The organism is Spongiibacter sp. IMCC21906 (assembly GCF_001010805.1).
Classification (GTDB): domain Bacteria; phylum Pseudomonadota; class Gammaproteobacteria; order Pseudomonadales; family Spongiibacteraceae; genus Spongiibacter.
On sequence record NZ_CP011477.1, the window covers coordinates 2,091,948 to 2,111,708 of the forward strand.

A 19,761-nucleotide genomic window follows, 5' to 3' on the forward strand; every position below is an offset into this window, starting at 1 on the left:
GGATGGTGTAATGAACGATATTTCTTACCCCCATGACACACCCCCGCAAAAGGGCGAATGGCTCAAGGTTGCCGAGGGTGTGTACTGGTTGCAGATGACGTTACCAATGTCGTTGGACCATATCAACTTGTACGTTTTAGAAGACGATGCAGGTTGGTGGATTGTGGATACCGGAATGAAAACCGGTGATACCCAAGAGCGATGGCAACTGTTGTTTGACGGTCCGATGGCGGCTAAGCCGGTCATTGGCGTGATTTGCACCCATATGCATCCAGACCATGTCGGCAAGGCGGGATGGTTATGTGATTACTGGCGCGCGCCACTATATATGAGCTTTGGTGAATACCTGGCGGCCAGGGCGTTTGCCTCGATAAAGGGCGGGGCGCTCAGCTGGAGCACTGAGCAATTTTATGTTCGCACTGGCGTAAACCCTGAACACTTAGCGGCAGCCGGGAAAAAATTCCGAGGGTTTGGCAATATTGTTGAGCCTATCCCCATGAGCTTTCAGCGTTTAAGCGAAGGGACGTGTCTTAAGATTGGCGGCCGTGAGTGGCGTGTGATGTTGGGCAGTGGCCATTCGCCAGAACATGCCTGTTTATATGCGGCGGAAGATAAGCTGCTGTTATCTGGTGATCAAATCATTCCTCGTATTACCTCCAATGTCAGTGTTATGCCCACCGAGCCAGACGCTAACCCCTTGGCCGAATGGTTTGTGGCACTGAATAAATTTAACAATGAAATCGATCCAGATACCTTGGTATTGCCTGCCCATAATGCGCCGTTTTACGGGGTTCGTCCGAGGCTAGAATATTTAATTGCTCATCACGAAGGTCATCTTGCCGAAATTGAAAAAGCCTGCAAAACCGAAAAGTGTGCGCTGGATTTACTGGGGGTGTTATTCAAGCGCCGTCTTGAAGTATCGCAAATGACTTTGGCCATAGGTGAAGCTGTTGCGCACTTAAATTTTCTAGTTCAAGAAGGGCGTTTGCAGCGTCGCTTAGATGAGCAAGGCATTTACCGCTATCGCAGTTTGTTTCCCGATGCACCTTGCTACTTTAGCCGGGTGGAGTCAGATTCTCCCTTGATGGAAGTCTGATTTCTAGCTGTGTCAGAAAGGGAGGTCATAGACCTCCCTTCGTTGTTTTGGTGAGCTAAATAAGCGTTGAAAATCTACTTAGTGGGCTCCGCCGCGTCTTCAATTTTTGCATCTGCAGCTTTGCTTTTTTCCTCGGGGGGAACAAAGCTAATCACCACATCGCCTTCTTGATATTTACGTCCGGTCTGACTGAGCCACTGTAATTTATTCCCCTCAGGAATCACCGCTAAGCGCACTGCACCTTCCGGAAGGTTTTCTAAAAAGGTTTTTTCAGTATAGGTGTCGGTAATCGTGGTTTTGCGAATATGCCAACCGCGAATGAGTCGGGTCCATAGCTCAGCAAAGGCAATTTTTTCACTGAAGGCGGTAATACCTCGACGGGTTTCTGATACCACCCGACTATTGCGCTCATCGCCGCTATCGTAAGGTTGAAACACACGGTGACGGCCTAAGTGTGGAGCATAATGATTGCAAACCATAGAGTTGTAATGGTTGTTGCCGGTGGCCGCCAATACGGTATAAACGCTATCCAGGGCCATTGCCTCGTCTGCCATGTCAGACAAGACTTCGCCAAACCAGGTCTCTACCCCTTGTTGACGAGCATTTTGCAATCGTCCCCATTCACTGTCGGCAATGACCACCTCTTGATTCACTTTTTTAAGCGCAATGGCCAATTCCACCGACCAAGGTGAGGCGCCCACAATTAATACCCGACCTTTACCGGGCGGTCTTAATTTTAGCAGTTTGGTCAGCGGCCCTAATGAAAAGCCATGGGCGATAACCGTGGTAAAAATAATCATAAAAATGGCCGGCACCAAATACCGGGCATCTTCAAAACCCGCTTCAATTAACGCCGGAGCAAAGGCCCCTGCAGAGGCGGCTGCAACAATGCCGCGCGGCGCAATCCAACTGATTAACAAACGGTCACGCCAGTCGCAATCGGTCGCAATGGTGGATAAAAATACCGCCAATGGCCTAACCACAAAGAGGAACACCAGTACCATGAATACCAGCGGCATATGAATAGTGCGCAGATCTTCAATGGTGAGTGAGGCGGTGAGCACAACAAATAAGAAAGAGACCAAAATAAGCGTGATGTACTCTTTAAAGCGGCGCATCTCGTCAAGACTCCGCAGCCGCATATTGCCCATCACAATGCCCATTAGCGTGGTCGCGAGTAGGCCTGATTCGTGCTGCACCATATCTGACAGGGCGTAAACGGCGAGTACCGAAGCAATAATGGAGGGCGCTTTTAAGTATTCGGGTATCCAGCCTCGGCGGAATAGAATTCCGAGCGTCCAAGCGATGCCGCCACCCAGCGCAAGCGATACCCCAAAAGCGAGCCCTAAGCTTATGAGGATATGACCAACGGCGGTGCCTTCGCCGGAATAGAGCAGATACTGATAAACCAAAACCGCGAGCAATACACCGAGGGGGTCATTAATAATCCCTTCCCATTTGAGATAAGACGCGGTGCGACGATTTAACTTGGCGTGCTTAAGCAAGGGCATAATCACCGTTGGGCCGGTAACGACCAGAATGGCACCCAGCAGCGCGGCGATGCCCCATTCCAGTCCGCCAACATAGTGGGCGGCGACTGAGCCAATCCCCCAGGCCAGAATCACCCCGATGGAGGTTAAGCGCCGCGTGACCTGGGCGGTTTCTCTTAACTCGTGGAACTGGAGGTTTAAGCCGCCTTCAAACAAAATAATGGCGACAAATAAAGAAGTGACCGCGCTCAGGCCCTCACCAAAATCTTGGGCGGGCTGAATCCAACCCGACACCGGACCCAGTATCAAGCCGGCCGCTGCCAGCAGTACGATAGCAGGAAGTCGGAAGCGCCACGCCAGCCACTGACAAAATATTCCGCTGACTAAAATTCCCACCAACGATATGGTCATATACTGATTTATCCTTAAATTATCGATTTTTTTGCCAAAACCAAGCCATGCTTGCCCAAAGTTGGGACCTTGGTCAAGCTGTACGACGATAAGATCCTTTAGGATGCGTTTCTCGTTGATGTGTTAGTGTGTATTTAAATTGATAAAGGGAGAAGGCTATGCGGGCGCTGTGCCGATGGATGACGGTGGCGGTGTTGTTAAGCCTTGCGGCTTGTGCAAGCCAAGATAGTGAAAGGGAGTTTCGTCTCGAATCTGGGGAAGCGGTACGCTTTCTTGGCAATGTCGATGATGAGCGTTTTATTGATGGCCGGGCTGCCTACCTTTCCAGCAACAGCAAAACGGTTTTTGATGGCCGTTTTGACGACAAGGGCTACCCCCATTCGGGACATCTTGCCCAAACGCTGCTGGGAGAAGGTAGCGAGCTCTACAGTTTGCAACTTATCGGCGAATTCACTTTTGACCAACAAAACCTGCTTATTGATTTTCTCGGTGACTTTACGTTAGTCGACAGTCAAGGTCGCGTTGTGGCTGAGGGCAAAAACAGCCGTTGGCAAGCACCTTATAACAAAGCTCACCCATACCTATCGCCTGGTAATTTTGGCCTGGATGGCAAAAATCAATACCGTCAATATCGTCGCCACATTCCGCTAGCGGCTGAAAAAGGCCGCTTGATCGAGATTCATCGCCCACTTGCGGGGCCATTCCTGGTCGACAGTTACTTTTGGGAAGGTCAGCCTCAGGGGCGGGTCAATATCACGGCCGAAAATGTTGGTGGCAAATCCTATGTTGTAGAACGCCAGTATCACTCTGGTGGTGATGACAGCAAACAATATTTTTACTATGAACCTGGAAGCTTTAGCGAAATAGAATTGATGGGGGCTTGCAACTCCATGCCCACATTAACCGTGCCTCAAAATATTCTAAAAGCCTTTGCCTACGACTGTGAGAAAACGAAGTTTCTGGCGGTAAGCCCCTTATTTAAAGCAGCAAGAGTGGAGATACACCTCTCCGACCTCGATAACAGCGGCAGTGTACGACGTCTTGTTGTTAAACAAAAAGACAGCAATGCTGAAATGAATATTGACCCCGAAGCCCTGTACGAAGGTGAGTTGATTCCAGAAGGGGCGGTTTTAAAAACCCGTGCTGACAAGCTTATTTCCTATAGCCATTTTTATCGGGGCCACGCTGTGGGTATAGGCATTGATGGCAATGCTGAATCGCCACATTATCTTCAGTCCAAATGGCCAGAAGCTGACCAAGATATGCCGCCTAAAAGCTTGCTCGATGGTTTAAAAACTCAATATGCGGCACAGCAAAAGATATTGGATAACCTCGACGTGTCGAAGGCCAGTGCGTCTAAAGATAAAAATGAACCGCTAAAAAAGCAGTTATTAAGCGCCTATTCGGAAGATGTCAGCAAAGAAGATGACGATATTTCTGGCCTGCAAGCCAGTTATCAACGCTGGCAACACGACGGCACTGCCAAAATTCTCGGTTGGTGGCACGGCGCGGATGGCAGTCTGCCGGGTTTAAAACAACTGAAAAAAGATCTGCAAAAAGATTTAGAAAAGTGGTGGCAGCAAAGTCAAAACTTGATACACAAACAAGCTGCATTATCCTGCGCGGTTAAGGGCTTAAGCTTGAACGACGCAGATTGGCAGTGTCATCTTAAGCCGAGTAAAAAAGCCGAAAACATTTGTCATCAGTACTATGGCAAATCCACTTGCAACAAAATGCTAAAATCCCTGACCAGAAAAATTACTCGTTAGGGTCTGTTACCATTTTGGTCAGACCCGCAAAGCGGGACAGAATGCTTTGAAATTCTCCCTTGCTGATATCCACTAATTCCAATACCCGGCCATAGAGCATAATGGTTGGCACATTGCGGCCGCCCAATTCTTGTTGGGTTTGCTGCAGGCAATAAAGAATCGCCCGCTCTTTTTTATTCAAGCCATCTCTTACATCGGGTAAGTTGTCAAAATTATCCTGATCCATTTGTCTCTCGTTTAATGCCCCACCTGAGCTGAATAGGCTCGCGTGGGGCGAGGGTATGGGTTAATGGCGCTGTTCCCGCTCATGCAGCCAATGATACAGAACCGGCAATATCAGCAAGGTGAGTAGGGTAGACGAGATAATGCCGCCAATCACCACGGTTGCCAATGGCCGCTGCACCTCTGCACCGGTGCCGGTGTTTAATGCCATGGGTATAAATCCCAAGCTGGCCACTAGCGCGGTCATAATCACCGGACGCAGGCGAGTGAGTGCGCCATCAATTACCGAGCTGCGGAGTTCGCCGGTTTCATGCCAGCGTTGCCGTATAAAAGACAGCATGACGAGGCCATTCAATACGGCAACACCCGATAAGGCAATAAAACCAACACCTGCCGAAATGGACAGCGGCATATCCCGCAGCCACAATGCCAGCACACCGCCGGTTAGTGCCAAGGGCACACCCGTAAAGATAATTAAGGCATCTTTAAGGGAGCCAAAGGCCATCACCAGCAGCCCGATAATTAACAACAGGGTCACCGGCACAACAATGGCCAGACGTTGGCTGGCGGACTCCAGCTGTTCAAAGCTGCCGCCGTAATCCAACCAGTAACCGCTTGGCAGCGTTAATTGCGCGTTGATAGTTTGTTTGACGTCGTCTACAAAACTGCCCAAATCACGGTCTCGCACATTGCTGCTTACCACGACTCGACGCTTGCCGTTTTCTCTGCTGATTTGTGCCGGTGCCGGTTTAAGCGATAAATCTGCGACTTCACTCAAGGGTACATATTGGCCATTGGCTAAGAGCACGGGTAAAAATGCCAGATTATCGATATCTCGCCGCAGCTCGTCGGGAAGTCGCAACACTAGCTTAAAGCGGCGGTCACCTTCGTAGATTAAACCGACCTCTTCGCCGCCAATGCCGGTCGCAATTAGCCTTTGTAAATCGTCTACGTTTAAACCATAGCGGGCTAATGCCATTCGTTTGGGGATAACCGACAGCATAGGTAAACCGGTGACTTGTTCCACCCGCACATCGGCCGCGCCGTCAACGGATTTAATCAAGGCCATAACGTCGTTGGCACTGGCGACCAGTTGTTCAAGGTCGTCACCAAAAACCTTTACGCCAAGATCGGCGCGAACCCCAGATATCAGCTCGTTAAACCGCATTTGAATGGGCTGGGTAAATTCATAATTATTGCCGGGCAGTGTTTTTAAGGCCGCTTCCAGTTCTGCCACGAGTGTCACCTTGGGTTTGCTGGGGTCGGGCCATTCACTGCGAGGTTTCAAAATAACAAAATTATCTGCAACGTTAGGTGGCATCGGGTCGGTGGCCACTTCGGGTGTGCCTATTTTGGCAAACACTTTATCGACCTCGGCAAATTCCTTAAGCCGCCGTTCCAGTATGCCCTGCATTTCTATGGACTGCTCCAACCCGGTGCCGGGAATGCGCAGCGCGTGAAGAGCGATATCGCCTTCATCCAATTGGGGGATAAACTCGGTCCCCAATGTCGTCATCAGGTAGAGAGAAAACGCAATAAGTAGTGCTGCCGCACTCATTAGCACACCGCGAATTTGCATGGCTTTCTCTAGCGCCGGGCGGTAAACCTCTTTGCCTTTGCGAATAACAGCACTTTCTTTTTCGCTGATGTTGCCACCCATAAAGATCGCTACTGCGGCAGGTACCACTGTTAGCGAAAGCAACATGGCGGCAAGGAGTGCCATCACTACGGTGGCAGCCATGGGGTGAAACATTTTTCCCTCGACCCCAGTCAGAGAAAAGATGGGAATGTACACCACGGTAATAATCGCCACCCCAAACAGGCTAGGGCGTATCACTTCATTGCTAGCTTGAAATACGACATTGAGCCGTTCCCGCAACGGCAGTCCTTGGCTTTTCGCCTGTTGCTTTAACGTGGCGGATTGCTGTTGAGCCAATGCCAAACGACGAATGCAGTTTTCAACAACGATCACTGCACCATCCACAATCAAGCCAAAATCCAAGGCGCCCAGGCTCATCAAGTTGGCCGATACGCCATTTTTCACCATGCCGGTAATGGTCGCCAACATGGCGAGTGGGATCACCGCAGCGGTAATTAAGGCAGCTCGGAAGTTGCCCAGCAACAGAAAGAGAATGACGACCACAAGCAGGGCGCCTTCCAACAGATTTTTTTGCACGGTGGCAACAGTTTTTTCAACAAGGCTGGTGCGGTTATAAACCACTTCTACTTTCACCCCAGCGGGCAAACTCGGTTTGATGGCCTGCAGTTTTTTTGCCAAGGCCTGAGCCACGCTGCGAGGGTTTTCGCCGACTAACATCATCGCTGTGGCCATGACGGTTTCTTTGCCGTCGCGGGTTGCGGCCCCGGTGCGAAGCGCTTTGCCAATGGCGACGTCGGCAACATCGTTAACGGTGATGGGCACATTACCCTGACGACCCACCACTACATTTTCTATATCGCTGATGCCACCAAGTTGGCCTGGGGAGCGCACCAAAAACTGTTGACCATTGCGCTCAATATAGCCGGCACCACGATTGTTGTTATTACTGCGCAGCGCTGTAGCGAGATCGTTCAAACTCACACCCAGCTCAAGCAAACGCGCCGGGTGCGGGGTGACATGATATTGCTTGTCATAACCACCAATAGTGTTGATCTCTACCACGCCGTCCAGCTGTGCGAGCTGAGGCTTGATGATCCAGTCCTGAATCTCCCGCAAATCCATGGCATCAAGCGCCTTGCCATTTTTGTCGGTAGCACCGGGCAACGCTTCTACTGTGTAAGTAAATATTTCGCCAAGCCCAGTGGCAAGGGGGCCCATCTTGGGCTCAAGTCCCGGCGGTAAAGCGGTTTTTATTGCAGCAAGTCGTTCGTCAATCAGGTTGCGGGCGTGGTAAATATCTGTCCCTTCCTTAAAAACAACGGTTACTTGAGAGAGGCCGTAACGAGACAAAGACCGGGTGTAGTCCAATTTTGGCAGCCCATAAAGAGCCGTCTCCACCGGAAAGGTAATGCGTTGCTCCGCTTCCAGAGGGGAGTAGCCGGGGGCTTCGGTGTTAATTTGCACCTGGACATTGGTGATGTCGGGTGCGGCATCGATGGGAAGATGCTGATAGCTCCACACCCCCGCGAACATTAATACCAGCGAAAGACTCAATATAAGATAGCGTCGCTCAATGGAGAGACGCAGGATTTTTTCAATCATGAATCACTCCTTAGTGTTGGTGAGAGGCGCCAGATTTTAAAATGTCGGCCTTGATCAAATAGCTGTTTTCCACCACATAAAGATCGCCAGGTTTTATGCCTGACAACACCTCGGTGTACTTGCCGTCGCTACGGCCCAGTTTTAATGGCTGCGCTTGATAGCTGTTGTCAGCGTGAATAAACACCACCGGTCCACCGCCAAAACTCTGTAAGCCTTTATTGTTGACCGCGATATTCACCGGCACTTTTTCAGCATCAATTTGCGCTTTTACCATGTCACCCGGTGCCATATCGCCGTCGTCATTGCTCAATATCACCCGGGCCAGCACAAACGGACGACCCATCGCGGCGGGGGTAATGCTTTCTATGGTGCTCTCGTGCAGATGGCCGTTATGGGTGACATGCACACCTTGACCGACTTGCACTTCAAAACGTTGACTGGGAAATATTTTTAACTCCGCCCAAAGCTGTTGGCTATTCAGCAAGGTGAACAGCGGCGCATCGCCGGTGATTTCTCCCGCGTTGCCGTGACGGTTTTGGACGATTGCCTCCATCGGTGAACGCAGCTGATAAGTTTGCAAACTTTGATTGGATTCAACCACAGCGAGTACATCGCCGTTAGCAACCCGATCACCTGTGCTGGCATTCATGCGTCGAATAATGCCGGGAAAGCGCGCCCGAATATGCGACTGCTGATCGGGCGGTGTGACCAAATTGCCATAAACCTGAATATGCCTCTCAATAATGGCCGGAGCCACAGCGGTTGTTTTAATGCCTACCTTGTCGGCAATGGCTGCCGGAATGCTCACCCGGCCTTCGTAATTAGACCATTGCCAGTGGTAGTGCTTGTCGTCAATGCGCAGGTCTGCGCTGATATCAAAGGAGTGGGGTTCGTCGACGCCATTTTTTGCGCGCCAATAATCGTCTTGTTTACGGAAGTGATAAGCGGTTTTGGCGCCATTTAAACCTGTGGTTTGTAGGCTGAGTTGTGCCTGCTGCACAACGTTGCCGTTACGCAGTATCCACGCGTGCAACTCTGCAGGTTCAGTATTTTCGGCAATGCTGACTTCCAGACTGATCTCACCCTCGGTAAACAGGCGACCGCCATGGGGGCCTGTTGTTGGTTGCTCGGTATGACCGTGTTCATCGCTGTCATCGGCTGCATCATGGTGGTGTTGTTCATTTGCGGCTACAGGCTTAGCCCAAAGTATTGCAAGAAATAAGACCAGCCCTCCAAACAGGGCTATGAGTGGTGGTCGTGTTAATCGGGAATAAAAAGGGGCTTTCATTAATATGTTCATTTGGAATCCTGGGCGGTTGCCGGTTTTGTTGCGGCGCTAGCTGTCGTTGCTGCCGACGCCAGTGGCTCTGCTGTCAGTTGTTCAATCAAGGCTTGATTGAGCAGGGCAGTGCTGGCGGCATCGATGCTGGCAAGGCGGGCATCGAGTAATTCGCGGCGCACACTTAGCCAATCCAAATAACTGTAACGACCTTGATCGTAGGCTTGGCGGGTTTGTTTTAAAGCTGTCTGCAAAGCGGGAATAACCTCATTGCGTATTTGCCTGGCAGCAGCGGCACTTTGCTGATGGGTTTGCCAAGCTTCAAAAAGCCGTGCCCTGAGGGCCAGCAGGGCGCTGTTTTTTTCGGCATTGAGTCTTTCCCGTTTTGCCCTGGCAGATTGCACATCACCTTGACTGCGGCTGCCGGTAAACAAGGGTACTGAGATACCGGCCACCATGGCCGATTCGCCGCTGTCCTCAAAATGCCGTATGCCCACACTCCAGCGCACATTGCTTGATGATTGACTGCGGGCCAGCTCGATCTCAGCATCACGTAGTCGAGCCTGGCTGGCATACACTTGTATAGCCGGACTGGCAGTCGCCCGCTGATACAGCTCTGCAAAATCTGCTGGCGTTTGAAACTGAAATAACTCACCGCTGAGACGACTGAAGTTGGCCGATGTCGCCCCCCATAAAATAGCGAGTGTGAGTTTTCGGCTTTCCAATTCGGCTTGCATTGCGGTTAACCGCAAATTGGCTTGGCTCAACGTGGCCTTGGCCCTCAGCCGTTCGGCTTCAGGGGAGGCACCCCGATCAACCCGATGGCTGACCAATTTGACGGTGGTTTTTGCCAAATCACGTGCCTCTTTCATCACGTTGAGCTTTTCTTGCACGGCTAAGGTGGCAATGTAGCGTTGAGTGACCTGGCCTAAAATATCCAGGCCAGCGGCTTTATGTTGTGCTTCCATTAAGGCGTAACGAGAGTTAGCGGTAGAAACTCTCGCATTGCGCTTATCACCGAGTTCGATAACCGAGGCGATGGAGACGGTGATGTCGGCCCTGTCTGTCGCCGAAAAGGGTCCCGTCCCCAACATATTTTCGGCTTCAATACCCAGCTCATAGCCGGGCGACAACGCGGCACGTTGCCGGTGGCCCTCAAGCGCTTTGAATCGCCATTGAAAAATATCGAGGTCGGGGTTGTTTAATCTGGTGCGCTCACTTGCTTCGGCAAGGCTAAGTGTCGCTTCTGTAGCGTTTGCGACAGAGGCGATACACAGCCACACCGTCGGCAGCAACCATATTAGCAAGCGGGGCAATACCTGCCCGCACGGCTTTTTTATAAGCATGGGTAAGAATCCTGCTTTTCCTAAAAAGAGAGTTTTAACGGGAAATGGACAGGATCAGGCGATTGGAGGGCGGTCTATGGAAGTAGGCTGTGAGATAGGTAAATCAAAATAGCGGTCAAGAACAAAGCTGGTTGGCAGCACAGCACTCATGGCGATGACTCTACCGGGCAGAGCAATATGGGAGCCGTGGCCGTGGCAATGACAACAGTTGTCGCAGTCGTCGACATCGGCGGGACTGATATTGAGGTCTTGTTGATCGCTGGCGATGTCGCTGTCAGCCAAACATTCAATGCCGAGGCAGTCGTCGTCGCTTAAGCCTTGGTGGTGAGGGTCTTGGCTGGCAGGAAGATGGTTGTCGGCGCTAACTTCAATGGCAAAAAGCAAGGACTAACAAAACATCAGCGCCAGCATAAGCCGGGCGATGGTCTGTATATTCCTGCGTATTGCATTAAAGTCCATAAACAACAATTCGTTAAATCTAAATTCAGCCAGCAGACTACCATAGCTAATTAACGTCGAACAGGCAGCTGCGTCCGATTCATCATTGGAATACAAACTGGATTGGAATTGAGTTTTTCCAGCCTCAAAGCGTATGCTTTAAAAAGACATAGGAGTGGGCATGGACTCAAACAGCAAGCCACATCATCACGGTCATCATCATAGCCATGACTATGGCAGCGACAAACGAATTGCCTGGGCTTTTTTTCTGAATGCGAGCTTCGCGATTATCGAGTTTGTTGGCGGCTTTTTGACCAATAGCACCGCGATTATGGCCGACGCCGTTCATGATCTAGGCGATAGCCTGTCTATAGGCTTAGCCTGGTTGCTCAATAGATTGGGGCACCGCAACCCCAACGATGACTTTACCTATGGCTTTCGGCGTTTTTCATTATTGGGCGCGCTCATTAATGGTCTCATTCTTATTGCAGGTTCAGTCTGGGTGCTTTACACCGCTATCCCTCGACTGTGGGACCCAGTGATGCCTGTCGCCGAAGGCATGTTGGGTCTAGCCATTTTAGGTGTGGTGGTAAATGGCTTTGCCGCTTACCGCTTGAGTGAGGGCAAAAGTCTGAACGAGCGCATGCTGAACTGGCATCTGATGGAAGATGTGCTGGGGTGGTTGGCGGTGCTGGTGGTGTCGGTGGTGCTCATGTTTGTCGAGCTGCCAATTTTAGATCCCTTACTATCGGTGGCGTTTACGATCTTTATTCTGATTAATGTCGCCAGAACCGTTTATGAAACCCTGCGCTTATTTGTCCAGGCCGTACCTGATCGAGCGATGAGTCAACGAATAAAGCAGCAGCTGACAGCCATGCCCGAGATTACCGATGCCCACCATTTGCATATGTGGTCGCTGGATGGCGAACACCACGTGCTTACTGTGCATCTGGTATTACAAGCTGCACTGGATATGAACCAGCAAGCCTGTCTTAAAGCGGCTATTGCCAAGGAGCTTGCCGAGTTTGAACTTGCCCATACCACCATCGAGCTAGAGCTGCCCGATGAAGCTTGTCGAGACCAAAAGCCACACGATAAGCAGTAAACATTTGGCTCCGGTTAGCAGCTATAAAAAAGCCCGCCGTCAAGGCTGATATGCGAGCGCAATAAAGTCTAGAATGCTGCGCGTCACCATTTTACTGTGCAGCATCGTTTTTATGGCTAACACCCTTAGAGCCAACGCCGGTCTGCCGCGTCATACCAAAAACAGGATAGCAATACATGTGGTTTAAAAATCTACTGGTCTACCGTTTTACACGCCCCTTTGAACTCAGCCACGAGCAAGTAAACGAAAAACTCATCGAACGGGAGTTTTCACCCTGCGGTAGCCAAGATATGCAAAGCCTGGGCTGGGTTAGGCCTTTAGGACAGCAGGGCACGGAACTGGTCCACAGCACCAATGGTTGCATCATGATCTGTAGCCAGCGCCAAGAAAAAGTTCTTCCGGCAGCGGTTATCAAAGAAGCGCTAGAAGAAAAAGTGCTCGAACTGCGGGAAACCGAAGACCGCAACCCCGGCCGCAAAGAACGTATTGATATGAAGGAAGAACTGGTCTTTGAAATGCTGCCCAGAGCCTTCGCCAAGTCTCGAAAACAATACGCATATATCGATCCGGTCAACGGCTGGTTGATCGTCGATAGCGCCAGCCATAAGCGCGCAGAAGAACTAATGGTACTGCTCAGAGAATGCCTAGGCAGCTTGCCCGTGATTCCCGTTACCGCCAAAAATACCGTCCACCACAGCATGACCGACTGGCTGAAAGCCAGCGCACCAGAAGGTTTTGAACTCGGTGGCGAGTGCGAACTGATCGACGCCTCTGATGAGAGCGCGGTCATTCGTTGCAAAAACCAAAACCTCGGCTCCAAAGAAATTCTCAGTCATATTGATAGCGGTATGTTTGTCAGCAAACTTGCCTTGAGTTGGGCAGGCGGTTTGGAGTTTATGGTAGACGATCAACTCACCATTAAACGCCTGCGCTTCAGTGACATGATTATGGAAAAAGCCGACGACATTCACACCGACTCCGCCGCTGAGCAATTTGACGTCGACTTCTCGATAATGAGTGCGGAGCTGGCTCGTTTCATTCCCGCATTGCTGGGCGCCTTTGGCGGAGAAGATACCTCGAATATCGATGGCTAAAGCGGTTGTTTAACTTTGCCATGCCGAATATTACAGGTGATTCTCAAACATCAGCACCACATATACGTCACCAGCGCACACTTGTTGAATACTGCAGACGATTCTCAATCATCAATATCACATAGACATCGTCATCCCGGACGCCATCAGGCGATCCGGGATCCAGCTTCGGAGCAAGGTATTTACTAAGGCAGAGGTGTATTGCACTGAGGCTGACTGGATACCGGCTTAAAGCCGGTATGACGATGTGGTGAAGGGGTGTTGAGTATAGGCATTACCAACGCACACTTGTGGAATACGGAGGCGATTCTCAATCGTCGACATTACATATACATCACCAGCGCGCACTTGCGGAATACAGCTGCGATTCGTCAATACCAGAAGCACATAGTTTCTCGTCATCCCGGACGCCAACAGGCGATCCGGGATCCAGCTTCGGAGTTAGGTATGTACTAAGGCAGAGGTGTATTGCACCGAGGTTGACTGGATACCGGCTTAAAGCCGGTATGACGAGATGGTGGAGGAATGTTGATATAGGCATTACCACCGCACACTTGCGGAATACAGCTGCCATTCGTAACTACCAGACGCACATATAGGTCACCAACGCGCACTTGTGGAAGACAGCAGGCGATTCGTCAATACCAGACGTACATAGTTTCTCGTCATCCCGGACGCCATCAGCCGATCCGGGATCCAGCTTCGGAGCAAGGTATGTACTAAGGCAAAGGTGTCTTGCACCGAGGTTAACTGGATACCGGCTTAAAGCCGGTATGACGAGGTGGTGGAGGGGTGCTGAGTATAGGCATTCCCAACGCGCACTTGCGGAATACAGCTGCCATTCGTAACTACCAGACGCACATATAGGTCACCAACGCGCACTTGTGGAATACAGTGGCGACTCTCAATCATCAACTTCGCATATACACCGTCATCCCGGACGCCATCAGGCGATCCGGGATCCAGCTTCGGAGTAAGGGATTTACTAAGGCAGAGGTGTATTACACCGAGGTTGACTGGATACCGGCTTAAAGCCGGTATGACGAGATGGTGGAGGAATGTTGATATAGGCATTACCACCGCACACTTGTGGAATACAGCTGCCATTCGTAATTACCAGACGCACATATAGGTCACCAACGCGCACTTGTGGAATACAGTGGCGACTCTCAATCATCAACTTCGCATATACACCGTCATCCCGGACGCCGTCAGGCGATCCGGGATCCAGCTTCGGAGCAAGGTATTTACTAAGGCAGAGGTGTATTGCACCGAGGTTGACTGGATACCGGCTTAAAGCCGGTATGACGAGGTGGTAGAGGGAGATGAGTGCCATGAGGTAGAGCCTGTTATCGCATGGCTAGGATCGCGGAATAAATAAAAAAGCCCCGGTCTGGCGACCGAGGCTTTTTGTTTAATGGCGGTGAGGGAGGGATTCGAACCCTCGAACAGTTTGACCCGTTACACACTTTCCAGGCGTGCTCCTTCAGCCACTCGGACACCTCACCAAACACATTGTCGTCGCCAGTGGCGTGTTGGGAGTTACCCCACCTGCGAGTGCTGCGCACTCGTTCCTTCAGCCATTGACTCGCTCCTGTCGGAGCTCGGGGCTGCGCCCCGTTGTCGCGAAGCGCCAACGCCCAAACCCGCTGCGCGTGTTTGTCGGACACCTCACCAAACACATTGTCGTCGCCAGTGGCGCGTTGGGAGTTACCCCACCCTGCGAGCGCTGCGCACTCGTTCCTTCAACCATTGACTCGCTCCTGTCGGAGCTCGGGGCTGCGCCCCGTTGTCGCGAAGCGCCAACGTCTAAACTTGCTGTGCAAGTTTGCCGGACACCTCACCAAACACATTGTCGTCGCCAGTGGCGTGTTGGGAGTTACCCCACCTGCGAGTGCTGCGCACTCGTTCCTTCAGCCATTGACTCGCTCCTGTCGGAGCTCGGGGCTGCGCCCCGTTGTCGCGAAGCGCCAACGTCTAAACTTGCTGTGCAAGTTTGCCGGACACCTCACCAAACTCATTGTCATCGCCAGTGGCGTGTTGGGAGCTACCCCACCTGCGAGCGCTGCGCACTCGTTCCTTCAGCCATTGACTCGCTCCTACCGGAGCTCGGGGCTGCGCCCCGTTGTCGCGAAGCGCCAACGTCTAAACTTGCTGTGCAAGTTTGTCGGAACCTCACCAAAACCTGTATTTTGTCGTTCGCTAAAATGTTGGTTTTGCTCCAACAGCAAGTGTTATGCACTTGATTATTTAGCCAATGACGCGCTCCTGTGGGAGCCTTGCTAAACCGTTGGCGGCACAATTTTGCTTAGCGGTGCGCCCCGATTTAAGGGCGGCTACTCTATAGCTTTTTGATATGGAAGGCAATTGCCGGTGGTTAAAAATCGTTTTGCTAGATCTTCCTCCAAAAGGCGGTGTCGCAAAGTATCTAACGATTAGGGCTATATTGGTGCGATGGCGGTTTAATTGGTGCGAGCCGTGTCGTAGTTGAGAAGACATTGTGGTTGGCTATGGCAACAATTGCCTTAGTCAAAGCTATTTCGGCGTGGTTTTTACCGTGATGACGTTGGTTTGTGCATGTTAACTCATATACATTGAGCCTTGCTTTGTCTGGAACAGTTTTTGCTCCACACTGAGTTGAATATATAAGGTGGTATTGTTTGTGCGACTCTCGCTTGAAGGAATGTATATGGCTTACTCCCCGGAAATGGTGTCGCTGCTGCAGCAGTTGCGATCTCGTATTTTCGCTGAGTTCGGAATGAAAATACGTCTGGTTGATCCTGATTTATTGCAGACGTTGGGTAGTTTGGGAAAAAAATCCCGAGCCCCCTTCACACGGAAGACGGTCGTTAAAATAATGGAACTTGGCGATATTAATTACGATATCGACGATACCGAAACTCAAAAAAATAAAGCGGCGTTGGCGGCTAAACCCGAGCCACTGCTTGAAAACTCAAACTCTGGCCAGGACTTTTCTACCGTGACCTATCGAGGAAATAAGGTTTCACGTAAAAAAGTTGAAACCCCGGTGCCCGCTAAGACCTTTGAAAATCTCAAGCCAAGCAAACGAATGTACCGCGGTCAGGTGGTTTACGAATAAACCTTTTGTCCATCCTTCAGCGGGGGCGACCCCGATTCCCATTTTGTCCATGATATGATGCGCCGATAGATATCAGCAGAAATCGAGCATTTTTATGACCATTAAGTGTGCCATTGTGCCGGTTACCCCATACCAGCAAAATTGTTCTATTGTCGTGTGTGAAGAAACAGGACTCGCTGCCGTGGTGGACCCGGGCGGTGATATTGAACAAATCGAAGCAGGCCTTGAACAACTGGGCGGCAAGTTAGAAAAAATTCTGCTTACCCACGGCCATATGGACCATTGCGCCGCAGCGGATGTGATGCGCCAAAAATACAATATTCCCATTATTGGCCCCCACAAAGACGATGCTTTTTGGATAGAAAAGCTGCCCGAGTGGTGCAGCATGACGGGCTTTCCCCATGCCGATGCATTTACCCCAGATGAGTGGTTGGACGATGGTGACACTGTTACCGTGGGCAAGCAGACCTTTGATGTAAAGCATTGCCCAGGCCACACGCCGGGGCATGTGATTTTCTTTCATCAACAAAAGAAACTCGCGATGGTGGGAGATGTGCTGTTTCAGGGTTCGATTGGTCGCACTGATTTTCCCAGAGGAGATCACGACACCCTGATACAGTCGATTCAGGAAAAGCTCTGGCCCTTGGGTGATGACGTCACGTTTATTCCTGGTCATGGCCCAACCTCGACATTTGGTCACGAAAGACAGACCAATCCCTTTGTTTCAGATACCCGGTTCGGTTGAGGTGAGTATGGCGGATTTCACTCACTTTGACGGCAAGGGCAATGCCCAAATGGTGGACGTTACTGACAAGGCCGTTAGTCAACGTCAAGCGATAGCGACGGGCATGGTGACCATGCAAGCTGACACTTTGCGAATGATTGCCGAGGGCAGTCATAAAAAAGGCGATGTGTTGGCTATTGCTCGTATTGCGGGCATTCAGGCCGCGAAAAAAACAGCTGATCTTATCCCCTTGTGTCACCCGCTGATGCTGTCTTCTGTAAAGGTCGACTTTGAATTGAACCATGCCAACAACACGGTGGAAATTCGCGCCATGTGTAAACTGGCTGGCCAGACCGGAGTAGAAATGGAGGCATTAAGCGCCGTGTCTGTTGCCGCATTGACCATTTACGATATGTGTAAAGCCGTCGATAAGGGCATGCGTATTAGCGATATTCAACTAGAAGAAAAACAGGGCGGTCGTTCGGGACATTGGCAGCGGGAGCAGACAGATGATTAAAGTGTTGTTTTTTGCCAAGCTGAGAGAAGCCTTAGATTGCGAGGAATGCAGTATTCCCGTCGAGCACACCACGGTGGGTGAACTACGCAAGGGGCTGATAGAAGAGGGCGGTGAAGCGTGGCGGCACGCCTTGGGCGGTAGCAATATTCTGTGTGCGGTAAATCAACAGCTGGCGAAAGAAGATCAAACCGTAAACAGCGGCGATGAAGTCGCTTTTTATCCTCCGGTAACGGGGGGATAACATGCAGATCTTCGTTAGCGTTCAAAAAGAAGATTTTGATGTGGCTGTGCTATCAAGAGCCTTGCGGGCCAGCTCAAATGAAGTCGGTGCGTTGGCGACGTTTGTTGGATGTATGCGGGGTAGCAGTAAGGGGCAGCCTTTAACTGAAATGTTTCTTGAGCATTATCCCGGTATGACCGAGCGCAGTATCCGCAACATTGTGGAAGAAGCCTGTCAACGATGGCCACTATTTGCCTGCAGTGTGGTGCATCGCATCGGTCATTTAAGCCCCGGTGATCATATTGTCTTTGTGGGGGTTGCTAGCGCCCATCGAGGCGATGCCTTTCAAGCCTGCGAATATATTATGGATTTTCTAAAGTCTAAAGCGCCATTCTGGAAAAAAGAAATTAGCCATGATGGCAGTAGCCACTGGGTGGATGCCCGTGTCAGCGATGACGAAGCACTGCAGCGTTGGATGGGGTAGTTCGACACACTTCGACGAATTTTTCATTTCTCTAGTATTTTCCAAATCAATGCTTGCCCCTATGTGTGCACTGGCTAGCCAGCAGTGCAGGTGTATAATGCTGCGTTGGTTTGGCGCCCGACGAGATTGGCGTTAAACATAGTGGTAAATGACGAAGGGGAAGTTATGAGTCTTGATCAGCGCCTGTTACGCGATAGTTTAGGGCAGTTTGCCACTGGGGTTTGTGTGGTAACGGCAAGCGCGCCAGGCTTTGCCCCTTTTGGCATGACCGTCAATTCTTTTGCTTCAGTCTCACTTGAGCCACCGCTGGTACTTTGGAGTCTGCGTAATGACTCTGAGTGTTTTGACGCTTTTTTGGCGGCAAAACACTACACCGTCAATGTTCTCAGCCAAGATCAAATAGGCCAGTCTAATAAGTTTGCAGGCAAAGATGACCATGCCTTGGCCCAGACCGAATACCGAACCGGCACCAGTGGCAGTCCGGTGCTTCGCAATGCACTTTGCAGCATGGAGTGCGAAACATGGCGTCGTTATGATGGTGGTGACCATCTTATTTTAGTCGGTCGTGTTATTGCGGTAGATAAACGGCCAACAGGAAAACCGCTTGTTTTCCACGGTGGAATGTACCGAGAACTACGTTGAAACCTTGCGTTGAGCGCGTGTGTGGTGGGAGCTAGGCAATGAAATATTGTAGCGAATGTGCTGCAGAATTAAGCGAAATAGTGCCCGAAGGGGACAATCGTCCTCGGTATGTCTGCACGGCCTGCGACAGCATTCACTATCAAAACCCCAAGGTGGTTACCGGTTGTCTTGTTAGCCATAAACAGCAAGTGCTTTTGTGTCGTCGAGCCATAGAGCCGCGCAAAGGTTTTTGGACTATTCCTGCAGGTTTCATGGAAAATGGTGAAACCATGTGCGAAGGCGCATTACGGGAAACGGTAGAAGAGGCTGCTGCAAACGTTAAAAACGAGTGTTTGTATCGCCTGTTTGATATTCCTCATATTCACCAAGTTTATGTTTTCTTTCGCGGCGAGCTAGATGGCGATTATGGCGTTGGACCAGAGAGCTTGGAATCAGCGCTGTTTAATGAAGAAGATATTCCTTGGTCTGAACTGGCTTTCCCTATTGTGACCGATGTCTTGGTAGATTATTTTGCTGATCGCAAACAAGGGCATTATCCGGTTCGGGTCAGTCGTCCCAGCCCACTTTGGGCGCAGCAGACGCAACACAACAAGCCCTGATTTCAGCCTCGTTTTGGGGCAAA

Annotated in this window: 17 protein-coding genes and 1 tRNA gene; 11 read left to right on the forward strand and 7 right to left on the reverse strand. The window is 50.8% G+C overall.

Annotation, left to right across the window (positions count from 1 at the left end):
* Positions 1 to 10 precede the first annotated feature (10 nt).
* The gene (locus tag IMCC21906_RS09610) at positions 11 to 1,096 is read left to right on the forward strand and encodes an MBL fold metallo-hydrolase (RefSeq protein WP_047011986.1); all 1,086 of its coding nucleotides are present in this window, start codon (positions 11 to 13) and stop codon (positions 1,094 to 1,096) included.
* A gap of 74 nt (positions 1,097 to 1,170) precedes the next feature.
* Here IMCC21906_RS09610 and IMCC21906_RS09615 read toward each other — a convergent pair whose 3' ends face one another.
* On the reverse strand, positions 1,171 to 2,997 hold the full coding sequence (locus tag IMCC21906_RS09615) for a sodium:proton antiporter (protein WP_047011987.1): 1,827 nt from the start codon (positions 2,995 to 2,997) through the stop codon (positions 1,171 to 1,173).
* A gap of 158 nt (positions 2,998 to 3,155) precedes the next feature.
* Between IMCC21906_RS09615 and IMCC21906_RS09620 the strand changes: the two genes are divergently transcribed.
* On the forward strand, positions 3,156 to 4,766 hold the full coding sequence (locus IMCC21906_RS09620; RefSeq protein WP_047011988.1) for a hypothetical protein: 1,611 nt from the start codon (positions 3,156 to 3,158) through the stop codon (positions 4,764 to 4,766).
* On the opposite strand, the gene IMCC21906_RS09625 is transcribed toward IMCC21906_RS09620, so the two are convergent.
* Genes IMCC21906_RS09625 through IMCC21906_RS09645 form a run of 5 tightly spaced genes read right to left on the reverse strand, consistent with a single transcriptional unit; the run spans position 4,756 to position 11,199 of the window.
* A complete protein-coding gene (locus IMCC21906_RS09625; protein ID WP_047011989.1) occupies positions 4,756 to 4,992 on the reverse strand; it encodes a hypothetical protein in 237 nt (78 codons plus the stop codon). The two genes, IMCC21906_RS09620 and IMCC21906_RS09625, sit on opposite strands and share 11 nt — an antisense overlap.
* 60 nt (positions 4,993 to 5,052) lie before the next feature.
* Positions 5,053 to 8,190 carry an efflux RND transporter permease subunit gene (locus IMCC21906_RS09630; RefSeq protein ID WP_047011990.1) on the reverse strand — a complete coding sequence of 1,046 codons (3,138 nt, stop codon included), beginning with the start codon at positions 8,188 to 8,190 and terminating at the stop codon, positions 5,053 to 5,055.
* A gap of 10 nt (positions 8,191 to 8,200) precedes the next feature.
* On the reverse strand, positions 8,201 to 9,490 hold the full coding sequence (locus IMCC21906_RS09635; protein WP_052763477.1) for an efflux RND transporter periplasmic adaptor subunit: 1,290 nt from the start codon (positions 9,488 to 9,490) through the stop codon (positions 8,201 to 8,203).
* Entirely contained in the window at positions 9,487 to 10,815 is a 1,329-nt protein-coding gene (locus IMCC21906_RS09640) for a TolC family protein (RefSeq protein WP_047011991.1), read from the reverse strand. The genes IMCC21906_RS09635 and IMCC21906_RS09640 overlap by 4 nt, the downstream gene beginning before the upstream one ends.
* Before the next feature lie 54 nt (positions 10,816 to 10,869).
* Positions 10,870 to 11,199 carry a hypothetical protein gene (locus tag IMCC21906_RS09645; RefSeq protein ID WP_047011992.1) on the reverse strand — a complete coding sequence of 110 codons (330 nt, stop codon included), beginning with the start codon at positions 11,197 to 11,199 and terminating at the stop codon, positions 10,870 to 10,872.
* Positions 11,200 to 11,434: 235 nt separating this feature from the next.
* Here IMCC21906_RS09645 and IMCC21906_RS09650 point away from each other — a divergent pair, with 235 nt between their 5' ends.
* Both IMCC21906_RS09650 and rdgC read left to right on the forward strand, forming a co-directional pair.
* Positions 11,435 to 12,358 carry a cation diffusion facilitator family transporter gene (locus IMCC21906_RS09650; protein ID WP_047011993.1) on the forward strand — a complete coding sequence of 308 codons (924 nt, stop codon included), beginning with the start codon at positions 11,435 to 11,437 and terminating at the stop codon, positions 12,356 to 12,358.
* Between the two features lie 176 nt (positions 12,359 to 12,534).
* Entirely contained in the window at positions 12,535 to 13,452 is a 918-nt protein-coding gene (gene rdgC / locus IMCC21906_RS09655; RefSeq protein WP_047011994.1) for a recombination-associated protein RdgC, read from the forward strand.
* Between the two features lie 1,418 nt (positions 13,453 to 14,870).
* Here rdgC and IMCC21906_RS09660 read toward each other — a convergent pair.
* Positions 14,871 to 14,960, reverse strand: a tRNA-Ser gene (locus IMCC21906_RS09660).
* A gap of 1,181 nt (positions 14,961 to 16,141) precedes the next feature.
* Between IMCC21906_RS09660 and IMCC21906_RS09665 the strand changes: the two genes are divergently transcribed.
* The 7 genes from IMCC21906_RS09665 to IMCC21906_RS09695 all read left to right on the forward strand — a co-directional run bounded on the left by IMCC21906_RS09665 (position 16,142) and on the right by IMCC21906_RS09695 (position 19,738).
* On the forward strand, positions 16,142 to 16,552 hold the full coding sequence (locus tag IMCC21906_RS09665; RefSeq protein ID WP_047011995.1) for a hypothetical protein: 411 nt from the start codon (positions 16,142 to 16,144) through the stop codon (positions 16,550 to 16,552).
* A 94-nt stretch (positions 16,553 to 16,646) separates the two neighbouring features.
* Positions 16,647 to 17,297, forward strand: a complete 651-nt coding sequence (locus tag IMCC21906_RS09670; protein ID WP_047011996.1) for an MBL fold metallo-hydrolase — start codon at positions 16,647 to 16,649, stop codon at positions 17,295 to 17,297.
* A 7-nt stretch (positions 17,298 to 17,304) separates the two neighbouring features.
* Positions 17,305 to 17,793, forward strand: coding sequence for a cyclic pyranopterin monophosphate synthase MoaC (moaC, locus tag IMCC21906_RS09675; protein ID WP_047011997.1), 489 nt, complete (start codon positions 17,305 to 17,307; stop codon positions 17,791 to 17,793).
* A complete protein-coding gene (gene moaD, locus IMCC21906_RS09680) occupies positions 17,786 to 18,034 on the forward strand; it encodes a molybdopterin converting factor subunit 1 (protein ID WP_047011998.1) in 249 nt (82 codons plus the stop codon). Before moaC ends, moaD begins: the two co-directional genes overlap by 8 nt.
* A gap of 1 nt (position 18,035) precedes the next feature.
* Positions 18,036 to 18,497 carry a molybdenum cofactor biosynthesis protein MoaE gene (locus tag IMCC21906_RS09685; RefSeq protein ID WP_047011999.1) on the forward strand — a complete coding sequence of 154 codons (462 nt, stop codon included), beginning with the start codon at positions 18,036 to 18,038 and terminating at the stop codon, positions 18,495 to 18,497.
* 165 nt (positions 18,498 to 18,662) lie between these two features.
* Complete coding sequence (locus tag IMCC21906_RS09690) at positions 18,663 to 19,139, forward strand: flavin reductase family protein (protein WP_047012000.1); 477 nt, start codon at positions 18,663 to 18,665, stop codon at positions 19,137 to 19,139.
* Between the two features lie 38 nt (positions 19,140 to 19,177).
* Complete coding sequence (locus IMCC21906_RS09695) at positions 19,178 to 19,738, forward strand: NUDIX hydrolase (protein ID WP_047012001.1); 561 nt, start codon at positions 19,178 to 19,180, stop codon at positions 19,736 to 19,738.
* Positions 19,739 to 19,761: the final 23 nt, after the last annotated feature.

Coding starts and splice junctions, on each gene's coding strand:
- IMCC21906_RS09610 (WP_047011986.1), top strand. CDS start 11: ATGAACGATATTTCTTACCCCCATGACACACCCCCGCAAAAGGGCGAA.
- IMCC21906_RS09615 (WP_047011987.1), bottom strand. CDS start 2,997: ATGACCATATCGTTGGTGGGAATTTTAGTCAGCGGAATATTTTGTCAG.
- IMCC21906_RS09620 (WP_047011988.1), top strand. CDS start 3,156: ATGCGGGCGCTGTGCCGATGGATGACGGTGGCGGTGTTGTTAAGCCTT.
- IMCC21906_RS09625 (WP_047011989.1), bottom strand. CDS start 4,992: ATGGATCAGGATAATTTTGACAACTTACCCGATGTAAGAGATGGCTTG.
- IMCC21906_RS09630 (WP_047011990.1), bottom strand. CDS start 8,190: ATGATTGAAAAAATCCTGCGTCTCTCCATTGAGCGACGCTATCTTATA.
- IMCC21906_RS09635 (WP_052763477.1), bottom strand. CDS start 9,490: ATGAACATATTAATGAAAGCCCCTTTTTATTCCCGATTAACACGACCA.
- IMCC21906_RS09640 (WP_047011991.1), bottom strand. CDS start 10,815: ATGCTTATAAAAAAGCCGTGCGGGCAGGTATTGCCCCGCTTGCTAATA.
- IMCC21906_RS09650 (WP_047011993.1), top strand. CDS start 11,435: ATGGACTCAAACAGCAAGCCACATCATCACGGTCATCATCATAGCCAT.
- rdgC (WP_047011994.1), top strand. CDS start 12,535: ATGTGGTTTAAAAATCTACTGGTCTACCGTTTTACACGCCCCTTTGAA.
- IMCC21906_RS09665 (WP_047011995.1), top strand. CDS start 16,142: ATGGCTTACTCCCCGGAAATGGTGTCGCTGCTGCAGCAGTTGCGATCT.
- IMCC21906_RS09670 (WP_047011996.1), top strand. CDS start 16,647: ATGACCATTAAGTGTGCCATTGTGCCGGTTACCCCATACCAGCAAAAT.
- moaC (WP_047011997.1), top strand. CDS start 17,305: ATGGCGGATTTCACTCACTTTGACGGCAAGGGCAATGCCCAAATGGTG.
- moaD (WP_047011998.1), top strand. CDS start 17,786: ATGATTAAAGTGTTGTTTTTTGCCAAGCTGAGAGAAGCCTTAGATTGC.
- IMCC21906_RS09685 (WP_047011999.1), top strand. CDS start 18,036: ATGCAGATCTTCGTTAGCGTTCAAAAAGAAGATTTTGATGTGGCTGTG.
- IMCC21906_RS09690 (WP_047012000.1), top strand. CDS start 18,663: ATGAGTCTTGATCAGCGCCTGTTACGCGATAGTTTAGGGCAGTTTGCC.
- IMCC21906_RS09695 (WP_047012001.1), top strand. CDS start 19,178: ATGAAATATTGTAGCGAATGTGCTGCAGAATTAAGCGAAATAGTGCCC.